Origin of the sequence: Aeromonas tecta (genome assembly GCF_000820185.1) — a bacterium.
Lineage (GTDB): Bacteria > Pseudomonadota > Gammaproteobacteria > Enterobacterales > Aeromonadaceae > Aeromonas > Aeromonas tecta.
Genome location: NZ_CDCA01000023.1, coordinates 98,020 through 109,987 on the forward strand (window position 1 = coordinate 98,020; position 11,968 = coordinate 109,987).

10 protein-coding genes are annotated in these 11,968 nt (G+C 60.0%); 8 read left to right on the forward strand and 2 right to left on the reverse strand.

Features of this window, described 5'->3' with window-relative positions; genetic code table 11:
* Window positions 1-163 precede the first annotated feature (163 nt).
* Window positions 164-1,315 carry a response regulator gene (locus BN1137_RS08880; RefSeq protein WP_033129651.1) on the forward strand — a complete coding sequence of 384 codons (1,152 nt, stop codon included), beginning with the start codon at window positions 164-166 and terminating at the stop codon, window positions 1,313-1,315.
* Between the two features lie 21 nt (window positions 1,316-1,336).
* Window positions 1,337-5,728 carry a response regulator gene (locus tag BN1137_RS08885; RefSeq protein ID WP_198150616.1) on the forward strand — a complete coding sequence of 1,464 codons (4,392 nt, stop codon included), beginning with the start codon at window positions 1,337-1,339 and terminating at the stop codon, window positions 5,726-5,728.
* Between the two features lie 102 nt (window positions 5,729-5,830).
* On the opposite strand, the gene BN1137_RS08890 is transcribed toward BN1137_RS08885, so the two are convergent.
* Window positions 5,831-6,607 (reverse strand): LuxR family transcriptional regulator, encoded by a 777-nt coding sequence (locus BN1137_RS08890; protein ID WP_050718253.1) that lies wholly within the window; start codon window positions 6,605-6,607, stop codon window positions 5,831-5,833.
* A 212-nt stretch (window positions 6,608-6,819) separates the two neighbouring features.
* Between BN1137_RS08890 and BN1137_RS08895 the strand changes: the two genes are divergently transcribed.
* The 6 genes from BN1137_RS08895 to BN1137_RS08920 are packed head-to-tail and all read left to right on the forward strand — an operon-like array spanning window position 6,820 to window position 11,650.
* Window positions 6,820-7,581: a DUF3450 domain-containing protein gene (locus tag BN1137_RS08895; RefSeq protein WP_050718254.1), complete on the forward strand. Its 762-nt coding sequence runs from the start codon at window positions 6,820-6,822 to the stop codon at window positions 7,579-7,581.
* Complete coding sequence (locus BN1137_RS08900) at window positions 7,578-8,885, forward strand: MotA/TolQ/ExbB proton channel family protein (RefSeq protein ID WP_050718255.1); 1,308 nt, start codon at window positions 7,578-7,580, stop codon at window positions 8,883-8,885. The genes BN1137_RS08895 and BN1137_RS08900 overlap by 4 nt, the downstream gene beginning before the upstream one ends.
* The gene (locus BN1137_RS08905) at window positions 8,882-9,412 is read left to right on the forward strand and encodes a MotA/TolQ/ExbB proton channel family protein (RefSeq protein ID WP_050718256.1); all 531 of its coding nucleotides are present in this window, start codon (window positions 8,882-8,884) and stop codon (window positions 9,410-9,412) included. Before BN1137_RS08900 ends, BN1137_RS08905 begins: the two co-directional genes overlap by 4 nt.
* Window positions 9,409-9,810: an ExbD/TolR family protein gene (locus BN1137_RS08910; protein WP_050718257.1), complete on the forward strand. Its 402-nt coding sequence runs from the start codon at window positions 9,409-9,411 to the stop codon at window positions 9,808-9,810. The genes BN1137_RS08905 and BN1137_RS08910 overlap by 4 nt, the downstream gene beginning before the upstream one ends.
* The gene (locus BN1137_RS08915; RefSeq protein ID WP_050718258.1) at window positions 9,807-10,469 is read left to right on the forward strand and encodes an energy transducer TonB; all 663 of its coding nucleotides are present in this window, start codon (window positions 9,807-9,809) and stop codon (window positions 10,467-10,469) included. Before BN1137_RS08910 ends, BN1137_RS08915 begins: the two co-directional genes overlap by 4 nt.
* Window positions 10,470-10,471: 2 nt before the next feature.
* Window positions 10,472-11,650, forward strand: coding sequence for a tetratricopeptide repeat protein (locus BN1137_RS08920; protein ID WP_050718259.1), 1,179 nt, complete (start codon window positions 10,472-10,474; stop codon window positions 11,648-11,650).
* A 109-nt stretch (window positions 11,651-11,759) separates the two neighbouring features.
* Here BN1137_RS08920 and BN1137_RS22850 read toward each other — a convergent pair.
* A partial coding sequence (locus BN1137_RS22850) for a hypothetical protein (protein WP_232306912.1) occupies window positions 11,760-11,968 on the reverse strand: 209 nt, incomplete at its 5' end.

Below are 11,968 nucleotides of genomic sequence, written 5' to 3' on the forward strand. Positions count from 1 at the left end.
CCGGGAGATCCCGCCTGAAAACCGGCGCACCATGCCAGTGGTGCGCCGGTTTTTTATTGCTCAACTTATTGAAAGCAGGCAGTTTATATCAAAGCTAAGCTTCCTCTAGATCGAGTGGCTTATGGCAATGGTCACTCATTATTGAACTGGAGCAGGAAGCACCATGAATCATCCTCAAGACTTCCATCAGTCAGCAACCGTGCTGGTGGTGGACGATACCCCGGACAACCTGATGCTGATGGCCGCCTTGCTCAAGGACAAGTACAGGGTCAAGGTTGCCAACAGCGGTGAGAAGGCGCTACGCATCCTGCAGGGGGATCCTCTGCCTGAGCTGATACTGCTCGACATCATGATGCCGGGACTCTCCGGCCATCAGGTGGCCGAGCGGCTCCTGCAAGAGCCGCGAACCCGCGATATTCCCATCATTTTCCTCACCGCCATGACCGCCGTGGAGAGCGAGATCCAGGGACTGGCGCTCGGCGCCGTGGATTACATCACCAAGCCCATCAGCCCGCCCCGGGTGCTGGCCCGGGTCGATACCCAACTGAAGATCAAGGCTGCCGCCGATTTCCTGCGGGATCAGAACGACTTTCTCGAGCAGGAGGTCCAGCGCCGCACCCGCGAGGTGATGGCCATCCAGGACGTGACCATCCAGGCCATGGCCTCCCTGGCGGAGACCCGTGACAACGAGACCGGCAATCATATTCGCCGCACCCAGCACTACGTCAAACTGCTGGCCGAGCTGCTGCGGGATCACCCCCGTTTTCGTCACTTCCTCGACGACGACACCATCGGGCTGCTGTTCAAGTCGGCCCCCCTGCACGACATCGGCAAGGTCGGCATCCCGGATCACATCCTGCTGAAACCCGGCCGTTTAACGGTGGAAGAGTTCGAGATCATGATGACCCACACCACCCTGGGGCGTGATGCCATCCAGCGGGCCGAGGATCAGCTCGGCATCTCGGTGGACTTTTTGCGTCTGGCCAAGGAGATTGCCTACAGCCATCAGGAGAAGTGGGACGGCAGCGGCTACCCGCAGGGTCTGGCCGGAGATGCCATTCCCATCAGCGCCCGGCTGATGGCGGTGGCTGACGTCTATGATGCGCTGATCAGTCGCCGGGTGTACAAGCCAGGCATGTCTCACCAGGAAGCGGTGGAGATCATCCGCCAGGGGGGGGGCCGGCACTTCGATCCGGACGTCTGCGATGCCTTTCTGTCTGCCCACGAGCAATTCCGGGCTATCGCCGAGCGTTTTAGCGACAGCGAGCAGGATATGACCAATCTGCTGGCGGCCAAGCATAGCCCAACCCCCTGAGCCAGGAACAAGGAGCCCATGATGAGAGTGCTTGCCCTGCTTGAGCGGCTCGCGCTGCGACACAAGCTGATACTGGGGTTTGCCGTGTTGCTGGTGCTTGCGCTGGCACTTGGGGTGCAGAGCCTGCGTGTCCAGACCAAACTGACCCGGGATCTGGATCATCTCTACAGCAAGGATCTGGTAGGGGCCCTCCACCTACAGGAGGCGCGGGTACAGTTGCCGCATATCGTACAGGCGCTCCACAAGGCCGTCGGTACCGATGATGAAGACATCAGGCGCGAGGCCATCAAGCAGCTGCATGACGCCCAGTTGCGCCTGCGCGAGGAGCTGGCTCTGACCCAGCCGACACTCTGGCGTACCGAAAACCTGATCAATGCCTCCGAACTCAAACTACAGCTCGAACGTCACCAACAGCTCGGCGACAGAGCCTTGCAACTGGCTGCTCAGGGCCATCAGGATCAGGCGCAGGCGCTGCTCAACGGCGATGAGTTCGAGCAGCTGGATTTTCGCGCCGACAGCATGCTGACGCAGATTGCAAAGATCAAACAGGAGGCTCTGCGGGATCTGGTCATGCAAATCAGCGATTATGCCAAGCGCAGCAGCGTGCTCACCTCCATCCTGCTGCTGGGAGGCCTGGCGCTGGCGCTGATGCTGGCCTGGTTGGTCAGCAAATCGATCAACAATCCGCTCGATCGAGTGCGCCATGCGGTGGACCTGCTGGCGGCCGGGCAGCTGGATCAACCCATACCCCATGTCGATATGTCCAACGAGACTGGCGACTTGGCGCGGGCCATCGCCACCTTGCAGCTCGAGGCACGCCAGCTCGAGCTGCAGCGCAAGGTCAAGTCCCATGTCTCTTTGCTGCAGGTCGATCTGCAGCAGGCAGAGACTCCGCAGGAGTTGGCGCAAGTCTTCTTTGCTCACATGGCCCCATCACTTGGCATCTGCCAGGGGGGGCTCTACAGCCTGCATCAAGGCTCAAGCAGCCTGCAACTGTTGGGGGGTTATGCCAATGATCCCGCGCATCCGCTGGCAGTGACGGTTGCTCTCGGTGAGGGGCTGCTCGGTCAGTGCGCGATCGATCGTCGGCCGCGTCAGCTGGAGGGGTTGGCCGAGTCATTCTGGCATGTGCGTTCCCAGTTGGGGGGGGCTCCGGCCAGCCACCTGCTGGTGCAACCCGTGATGCGTGGCGATCGACTGCTCGGTGTAATGGAGTTGGCCGGTTTCCATCCCCTTGGGGAGACTGAGGCTCTCTTATTGCAGGAGGTGTTGCCCAGGCTGGCTGGTGCCATGGCCATCATGGAACGCAGCGAGGCCGCCCTGACTCTGTTACAGGAGACCCGGCGCCAGGCCGACGAGATGGGGGCACAAACCCTGCAACTGGAGCGTCAGGCGGTAGAACTGGAGGTGCAGCAATCTGCGTTGCGGGCCACCGAGGCATGGTATCGCGGCATTATAGAGGCGGCGCCAGACGGCATGCTGGTGATCGGTGCCGATGGCCGCATCCTGCTCACCAATCCGCAGCTGGACAAGCTGTTCGGCTATGCCAGCGGCGAGCTGATCGGTCAATCCATCGAGTGTCTGGTACCGGAGAGCGGCCGTGGCGCCCATGTGGCGCGGCGTGATGACTTCATCACTCACGGCAGCACTCGCCAGATGGGGGCGAGCATCGAAGATCTGCAAGGGGTGCGCAAGGATGGCGGCCTGTTCTCCGTGGAGATCGGCTTGTCCCACCTGCCCACTCTGGCCGGGCGTGGCACCTGTGTCTGTGCCTCGGTGCGGGATGTCAGTGAGCGCCGGGCGTTGGGGGCCAGGTTGCGCACGGCCAGTGAGCGCCTGACGCTGGCGCAGGAGGCTGGCGGCATAGGTCTGTTCGACATGGATCTCGTGACCGGCCATGGCTACTGGACACCCCAGCTGGAAAATATGTTCGGGCTGGAGCCGGGTGGCTTCGGCGGCACGCTGGATCACTGGAAGGCGCTGCTGCACCCCGATGATGCGACGCCTGCCGGCGACGCCTTCGAAATGGCGATCGCAAACGGCGATGACCGACTCGAGATCGATTTTCGTATCCTGCGTCAACGGGATGGTGCGGTGCGCACCTTCAAGTCCCTGTGTCGTTTTACTCGCACCCCGGAAGGAACGCCGCTGCGGGCAACCGGGGTCAATATCGACGTCACGGCGCTGACCGAGGCACGCGCGGTCGCGGAGGAGGCGACCCAGGCCAAGAGCGCCTTCCTCGCCAATATGAGCCACGAGATCCGTACCCCGATGAACGCCATCATCGGCATGAGCCATCTGGCGTTGGGTACAGAGCTGGATCGTCGCCAGCGCAACTACATCGAAAAGGTGCATCGCTCGGCGGAGAACCTGCTCGGCATCATCAATGACATTCTCGATTTCTCGAAGATCGAGGCCGGCAAGATGGATCTGGAGCAGATCCCCTTCCATTTGGAGGATGTGCTGGACAATTTTGCCAACATGATTGGCCTGCGTGCCGAAGACAAGGGTCTTGAACTGTTGTTCAACCCCGCCATCGATCTGCCTACCGCACTGGTGGGGGATCCGCTGCGGCTGGGGCAGGTACTGATCAACCTGGGCAATAATGCCGTGAAGTTCACCGAGCGCGGCGAGATAGTAGTAGGTGCCGAGTTGCTCGGCGATGATGGCGCTGGATTGGAGCTGCACTTCTGGGTGCGTGATACCGGTATTGGCATGAGCATCGAACAATGCGAAGGGATATTCCGGTCCTTTAGTCAGGGTGACAGCTCCATCACCCGCAAATACGGTGGCACCGGATTGGGTCTCTCCATCTCCAAACGCCTGATCGAGTTGATGGGGGGGCGCATCTGGGTAGAAAGCGTGCCTGGGCAGGGCTCCACCTTCCATTTTACGGCCATCCTTGGACGCCAGGACGAGCTGTTGCCACGGCGCATGTTCACCCAGGACGAGCTGCGCGGTGTGCGGGCGCTGGTGGTCGACGACAATGCCAGCGCCCGCGAGATCCTATCTGGCATGGCCAGCAGCTTTGGGGTCGAGGTGGACGTGGCCGACGGTGGTCGCATGGCCCTGGCAATGCTGGTGGAAGCCGAGCACAAGCACTTGCCCTATGACCTGGTATTGATGGACTGGCGCATGCCGGGCATGGACGGAGTTGAGACGGTGCGGCAGATACATGGGGCCAACCTGGCCCGCACACCGTCGGTGATCATGGTCACAGCCTTCGGCCGTGAGGAGGTGCGTGAGCAGGCAGAGTTGCACGGTGTCGTGTTGCCCATGGTGCTGACCAAGCCGGTGACACCATCCACCTTGCTGGAGGCGTTGGGGGGGGCGCTCGGTAGGACGCCTCAGCTTGATACCCGCCTGGCTGAACGCAGCGAGCAGAGCGCCAGCACCACGGCCAGCCTGCGTGGTGCTCGCCTGCTGCTGGTGGAGGACAACGAGCTGAACCGTGAGCTGGTGAACGAGCTGTTGCAGGGGGTGGGTATAGAGTTGCATCAGGCGTTTGATGGTCAGCAGGCGCTCGACTTGTTGGAGCGTGACGCCGACTTCGACGGCGTATTGATGGATTGCCAGATGCCGGTGATGGACGGCTACACCGCGACCCAGCTGATCCGCCAGCAGCCACGTTTCGCGGCGTTGCCGGTGATCGCCATGACGGCCAATGCCATGGCTGGGGACAGGGAGCAGGCGTTGGCCTGTGGCATGAACGATCACATCGCCAAACCCCTCAATGTGGCCGTTATGTTTGCGACTCTGGCAAGGTGGATCAAGCCGCGGGCCCGCCCAGCGGTGGAGGCTGTGGCTGACGTTGCAACCTCAGGCTCCGAGATGCCCGCCGAGCTTGAGGGTATCGATCAGGCTGCAGGGCTGGCGACTTGTCAGGGGCACACCGACCTCTATCACAGGTTGCTGCGCAAGTTTCATGGCGCCAATCAGTACTTCACCAAACAGTTCGAGCTCGCCCTTGTCGATCCGGATCCTATGGCGGCGACCCGGCTCGCCCACAGTCTCAAGGGAACGGCGGGCAATATAGGGGCATTCGGCGTCGCACAGGCCGCTGCGGCATTGGAGCGACTAAGTCAGAACAATGCCAGCAGTGACGCTATCCAGGTAGCGCTGGTCGAGGTGGAGCAGGCGCTGGCACCTATGCTAACCACCCTGGCTCAACTGGTAGATAAGGGGTCGCCACAACCTATACCTGTGCAATTGCCAGAAGCCGAGCTGCAACCCAGGTTGATGAGGCTTGGCCGCCTGCTGGCCGAGAGTGACAGCGAAGCTGTCGAGGTATTGGTTGAGCTGCGAGCCCTCGCCCTTTCTCCCGAGTTGGCGGAGCGCCTGGCCCGGGTCGCGCAGCGGGTTGATCACTTCGACTTCGATGCCGCACTGGTACAACTGGAGGGCACAAGCTAGCTCGTACGAGCCGGCATGAGTGGCATCCCGGTGATGGGACCGATGTCTTCATCATAAAAAAAGAGCCGCGATCCGCGGCTCTTTTTCGTCAACTTTTCGAGCCTAGGAAAGGCGCAGGTTGGTGATAGTCACATCGTTGAGTGAGGGCACAATGATACCGCTGGAGATGCTCTTGGCGATCGCCTGGTTGCGGTTCTTTGAATCCGTCTTGTTGGTGACCTGATTGAGGTGAAAGTTCACCGTACGCTCGCTGATCCCGAGGATGGTTGCTATCTCCCAAGAGGTTTTTCCCTCGCTGGCCCAGAACAGGCATTCCTTCTCCCGATCCGATAGCTCGGCCAGGTACTTCATCAGATCCGGTCTGCTCTTTATCAGTTGCAGCGCCGAGTTGAAGATGTAGCTGGCGCAAAATGACAGCAAGGGAACGTTTTCAAACATCAGGTCGGAATTGGACTTTTCCTTGCTGATGAAGGAGAGGATGCCGTGTTCTCCCTGCGGAGTGTGCAGCGGGAAGGAGACGCCGTTCCTGACCCCGAAGTCGGCGGCCAGGTTCATCACTTCCCGGCTGGCACTGGGCAACCAGGGGGAATCACAGTCGAGTTTGTTCCAGAAGATGGGTTGGGTCTGCTTCAGTCCTAGAAAGACTACTGGGTCCTGGGTCAGGTAGTGCCGCTCCGTATAGGCATCAAACCAGCTGGTCGGGCAGTTGTTAAACAATGCCACATGGGATTTCTGCATGCTGATGGGGAAAATAATGAGCAAGCGGAAGTAATCAAAACCCATTTGATGACTGAAACGCTCCAGTTGTTGCTGGATCTCGCTCGTCTTCTTGGCCTTGGTGAACCGATCTATGTGTTCCCAGATCGCATCGTTGAACATGTCACTCTCCTTTTCCGACCTCTTATCATCCTGATCGAAAAGATATTTTTTAGTTATTTAATGTGGTGTTGTTACTACCAACGCCAGTAACTCCCGTGCTTGTTTAAAAATTATCCTGTTTTTTCGGCCGCAGGCCAAGAGAATCATCTGATTGCCACTGACACCACTCTTTGAGACAATGAGAATAGTTATCATTGTTAAGATTATGTACCATGAAAAAGCTCTGGGGTCTGGCCTTGTTGCCATTGGCCGCCCACTTCGTCGCCAATGCCGACGAGCTGGTTGCGCCTGCACTAAAGAACAGCATAGCTGCCGGGAAAGTTTCCCAGCAACGTGTGGAAAAAGCGGCCGATGCGGCTGTCTCCGCCAGAACGGAGCTGCAGAATGCGCAGCTGCAATTGCGCGATCTGGAAGCCTACAATCGCTACATGCAATCACTGGTGGCCGATCAGCAAAATGAGCTGGGTCTGCTGACCAGCCAGCTGGAGGCGGTAGAGCAAACTCGCCAGGGCCTGATCCCCTTGATGTTGCAGATGCAGGCCGACTTGGAACAGCTGGTGCAGGACGATATTCCCTTGCGCAGAGAGGATCGTCTGGCGCGGATTGAGCAGCTCAAGCTGACCATGGCGCGGGCCGATGTGAGCGAGGCGGAGAAATTCCGCCAATTGCTGCAGGCTTACCAGATCGAGGCCGAATATGGCAGCCGGATGGATGCCTATCCTGCTCAGCTGGCGCTGGATGGGGCAGAGCGTCGGGTCGATGTGCTGGCCCTGGGCCGCGTCTCTCTGCTGGCCATGACAGCCGATCGCAGCCAGGCTTGGCGCTGGTCTGCCGAGAGCAAGCAATGGCTGGCGCTCGACAGCGAATGGTTGTCGCCTATCGCCGATGCGCTGGACATGGCGGCCGACAAGAAAGTCCCGCAACTGTTGCATGTGCCCCTGTCTGTCGCCCGTAGCCAGGAGGCCCAATCATGAGAGCAGCCATGAAGTGGTTCCCCCTTATCGTCGCCCTCTCCCTTGGCTCTCCGCTGGCCGTCGCCAATGAAGACTGGCAGGCACAAGAGCTGGCCCGTGAACAGACAGCCCAGCAGGATCTGGCGTCCGTTTCCGCCGAGTTAAGCAGTGCTCGCGCCAAGCTGGCCGCGGCCCAGAGTCTGAGCAAGCAGCTGGCCAGCGAGTTTGCTAACAATGAAAAGCAGTTGGTTGAACTCAAGGGTCAGTGGGAGCAAGCCTCCGGCGACATGAACGAGATCTTCGCCGTGACCCGCCAGGGTGCGAGCGATGCGGTCAAGTTGTTGGCAGAGTCTGCGGTTCAGGGTCAGCATCCGGATCGATTGGCTGGACTGACCGCGATGGCGCAGGACAAGCAGGTACCGGATCGCGCGGCCCTCGCCCTGCTGCCCGCCACCCTGATGCAAGAGATCCGCGAGTCGGGTCGTATCACCCAGTTCACCGGCAAGGTACGTGATGCTCAGGGCGTGGCCAGTGAACAATCGCTGACGCGTGTCGGCAGCTTCGCGTTGTTTGGTGATGCCGGCTTCCTGCAATCGAGCGCCAATGGGCTGAGCCCGGTACTGGGTCTGCCTGGTGCCCTGCACTCCGAGTTGACCGCTTATCAGGGCAAGGAGGGTGAGGCGTTGCCGCTGGATCCTTCCCACGGCGTGCTGCTCGAGATGCTGGCTCAGGCTCCTACCTTCTGGCAGCAAGTCCAGCAAGGTGGCCAGGTTGGCGCCATCATAGTGTTGCTGGCCGCCATCGGTCTGGGTATTGCCGGGGTGCGGTTGTGGACCCTGTCCCGTGAACTGACCCGAGTGCGTCGTCAACTCAAGAGTGGTGAATACCATACCGACAACGCCCTCGGTCGGGTGTTGACGGTGGCTGAACAACATCCCGAGCTGAGCATGGAGACGCTCGAACTGAGGCTGGATGAGGCAATACTGCAAGAAACTCCCAGGCTTGAACGCGGTATCGGCATGGTCAAGGTCATCGCCGCCATTGCTCCCATGCTGGGTCTGCTAGGCACCGTGACCGGGATGATAGGTACCTTCCAGGCCATCACCCAATTCGGTACCGGCGATCCCAAGATCATGGCGGGTGGCATCTCCATGGCGTTGATCACCACAGTGCAGGGGCTGGTGGCTGCAATTCCGCTTATTCTGGCTCACAGCCTGCTGCAGTCTCGTTTCACCGAGCTCTCCAATGTGCTGGAGCAGCAAGTCGTCGGCATTCTGGCCGAACGGGCCGAGAGCAACGGAAACGGGATGGAGCGGGTGGCATGATGCTCGACATCTGGCAACAGTTGCAGAGCTTCATGGGCCGTGGCGGCCCGGTGCTCTGGGTCATCTTGGCCCTGCTGGTGCTGATGTGGATCCTGATGATCGAGCGCCTGCTCTACCTCCATCTGGGTTTCAGCCCGTTGCAGCGCCAGTTGTTCGACCGCTGGCAGGCCCGCGCCGAGCATCACAGCTGGCATGCCAAGGCCATCCGTGGCCGCTGGTTGGCCGAGGCAGAACTCGAGCTCAATCGCCATCTGATCTTCATCCGCACCCTGGTGGTGCTCTGCCCCATGCTGGGTCTGCTTGGCACAGTGACCGGCATGATAGGCGTATTCGATGCGTTGGCTGCCGCCAACCGCTTTAACCCGGAAAGTATGGCGGGCGGGATCTCCCGCGCCACCATCCCCACCATGGCTGGCATGGTGGTGGCGCTGTCCGGCGTTTTGTTACTCAGCCGGCTCGAGAGTCGGGCCAAGCGTGCGCTGGCCAGGACTCGTGACGGCTTGCGAGAAGAGAAGGTAATGCAATGAGACGGCAATCCAAACGCCAGCGTGATGAAGTGCAGATCGATATGACCCCCATGCTGGATATCGTGTTCATCATGCTGATCTTCTTCATCGTGACCACTTCCTTCGTGCGTGAAGCCGGGCTCGAGGTTCACAGACCCCAGGCCAGCGAGGCCAAGCCCCAGAAATCCTCCAGCATCATGCTGGCCATCGGCGCCCAGGGACAGATCTTCCTCGATCGCAAGCAAGTCGATGTGGAGCGAGTGCAGGCCAGCCTGTCCCGACTGCTGGCGGAACAACCTGATGCCAGTCTGGTGATCCAGGCGGACGAACGGGTGCCCCATGGTCGGGTGGTGCGGGTGATGGATGCGGCCAAGGCCGCCGGGATAGCCAATATCGCCGTGGCGGTAGCACCCAAATGAAGTACAAGCTGATGAGCCTGGGGCTGGGGGTTGCCCTCAGTCTGGCAATTCTGCTGTTTATGGCCACGCTGGTGGAGCCTCCCAAGGGAGAGAAAAACTCGGCGGAGCAGAAAGCCATCGTCATCAATATGCAGACCGAGGTGAATGACGTTCAGGTGCGTGAGCGCCCGGTACCGCAAGAACCCGAACCCCTGCCTGAGCCTCCGGCGGCGCTGGCTTCTGCGCCCATGCCCATGCCTGCGGCTGCCCCCTTGCCCTCGGTACAGCCGAGCCTGGATCTGGTCTCCAGCCTGAGCGCGGTGCAGGTTTACGCCCCGGGTGTCGCCACCAGTACAGCACCGGTGGCGAGTGGCAACTTCCATGGCCAGGCGGAAGGCATGGGGGTCGGTGTCGGTGACATGCTGATACCGCTGCAGCGGGTCGAGCCGGTTTATCCCTATCGTGCCCAGCAGGCGGGTATCGAAGGGTCGGTGACCATTCGCTTCACCATCGACAGCGAGGGGCGAGTCGGGAATGTGGAGGTCATAGAGGCCAAGCCGAAGCGTCAGTTTGAGCGCGCGGCCATTCAAGCGGTCAGCAAGTGGCGTTACCAGCCACGGCCCGGTGCCACCGACAAGCTGGTACAAACCGTCAATCTCAAATTCAAATTGGAGTCATAACCATGCTGCGGATCTGGATCTGCCTGCTGGCACTGGTCAGCCAAGCCTGCCTGGCCATGGAGGTGAGCCCGAATTTCTCCCGCCAGTTGGAACCCGTGATGAAGCTCTACCAGTCCGGCCAGTGGCAACAAGCTCAGCACAAGGCGAGCGGGCTCAAGCCTGCATCCGACGCCGAGAAAGCATGGCTGGCCCAATTGCAGGCCTCCTTGGCGGCTAACTTGCAGCAAACCACCCAGGCGAGCCGCTACGTGGAGCAAGCGTTGGCTTATAAAGAGTGGCCGGAGCAGCAGCAACTCCAGTTGCTGCGCCTGCGTGGTGACATCCAGGCCCAGCAATCCAACTGGTCTGGCGCCATTGCCAGCTACAAGGCGGCGCTGGCGTTGAAAGCGGATGATGCGCTGCGGTTACGATTGGCGGGTCTCTATTACCACAACAAGCAATATGGTGAAGCGGCCAGTCAGAGCGAGCAACTACTGAAGAAAGGTTGGAACAAGCAGGCGGCGATCATTCGTCTCTCTGCCCTGACCGCCCTGCAGCGTTACGCCGTGGCGGCCGATCAGGCGCAGGAGCTTGTTCGCCACGAGCCAAAAGAGAGCAAGTGGTGGCAGCAAGCGGTGTCTCTGAACCTTTCTGCCAAACAGGGTGATCAGGCGCTGGCACTGTTGCAGACAGCTATCGACCGCCAGTTGATGGATGACGTGGCCGCGCGCGGTCAGCTGATCCGTCTGTATGCCTGGCAGGGGCTGCCCTATCGTGGCGCCCGCCTGTTGGAGGCGGCGATGGCCAAGGGACAAATGAAGCAGAGTGCCGAGAATCAGCAGTTGCTGGCTCAATTGTGGGAAGGTGCCCGGGAATGGCCCAAAGCCATCGACAGCTGGCAACTGCTCGCCAAACAGTACGCACATCCCAAGGCGGGCATGCGCGCAGCAGAGCTGTTGCTGCAGCAAGGCAAGACGGATGCGGCCATGAGCCAGCTTGCGGTTATCAAGTCGTCCAAGGGGGAGCAGGGCAACAGAGCCAAGGCGCTGCTGGTACAGGCACACCTTAATAAGCAGCAGTATGCACAGGCGTTGGCGCTTGCCCTCGAACTGCAGCGAGAAGGCAACTGGCAGCAGCGGGCAACCAGCTGGGTCAACTATATCCAGGCCCAGAGCGAGACGTTGAGCAAAAAATCGGCTTAAAAGAGGGTAAAAGAACGCGTTTTATCCTCTTCAGGTTACTTCTCCAGCAAACGAGATCTTTTTCACAAAAAGCCCTTGTCATCCCGGCGCCGCTCCCTATAATGCGCCCCTACCAGCACGGCACAACACGCCGCGTTGATGAGCTAGCTTCACAGTGAAGCGGGCGCCGAAAGAAAAGCGAAAACAAGCGCTTGACTTTCGAAGTGAGAAGCGTAATATGCGCCTCCTCAACGCGATAAGCGTGACGCTCTTTAACAATTTGAATCAAGCAATCTGTGTGGGCACTCACAGCATCGAGCATCAAAATTAATTTTTGAT

What these genes read in the sequence shown, in the direction of transcription:
- BN1137_RS08880 (WP_033129651.1), top strand. Translation starts at nt 164, where the DNA reads ATGAATCATCCTCAAGACTTCCATCAGTCAGCAACCGTGCTGGTGGTG.
- BN1137_RS08885 (WP_198150616.1), top strand. Translation starts at nt 1,337, where the DNA reads ATGAGAGTGCTTGCCCTGCTTGAGCGGCTCGCGCTGCGACACAAGCTG.
- BN1137_RS08890 (WP_050718253.1), bottom strand. Translation starts at nt 6,607, where the DNA reads ATGTTCAACGATGCGATCTGGGAACACATAGATCGGTTCACCAAGGCC.
- BN1137_RS08895 (WP_050718254.1), top strand. Translation starts at nt 6,820, where the DNA reads ATGAAAAAGCTCTGGGGTCTGGCCTTGTTGCCATTGGCCGCCCACTTC.
- BN1137_RS08900 (WP_050718255.1), top strand. Translation starts at nt 7,578, where the DNA reads ATGAGAGCAGCCATGAAGTGGTTCCCCCTTATCGTCGCCCTCTCCCTT.
- BN1137_RS08905 (WP_050718256.1), top strand. Translation starts at nt 8,882, where the DNA reads ATGATGCTCGACATCTGGCAACAGTTGCAGAGCTTCATGGGCCGTGGC.
- BN1137_RS08910 (WP_050718257.1), top strand. Translation starts at nt 9,409, where the DNA reads ATGAGACGGCAATCCAAACGCCAGCGTGATGAAGTGCAGATCGATATG.
- BN1137_RS08915 (WP_050718258.1), top strand. Translation starts at nt 9,807, where the DNA reads ATGAAGTACAAGCTGATGAGCCTGGGGCTGGGGGTTGCCCTCAGTCTG.
- BN1137_RS08920 (WP_050718259.1), top strand. Translation starts at nt 10,472, where the DNA reads ATGCTGCGGATCTGGATCTGCCTGCTGGCACTGGTCAGCCAAGCCTGC.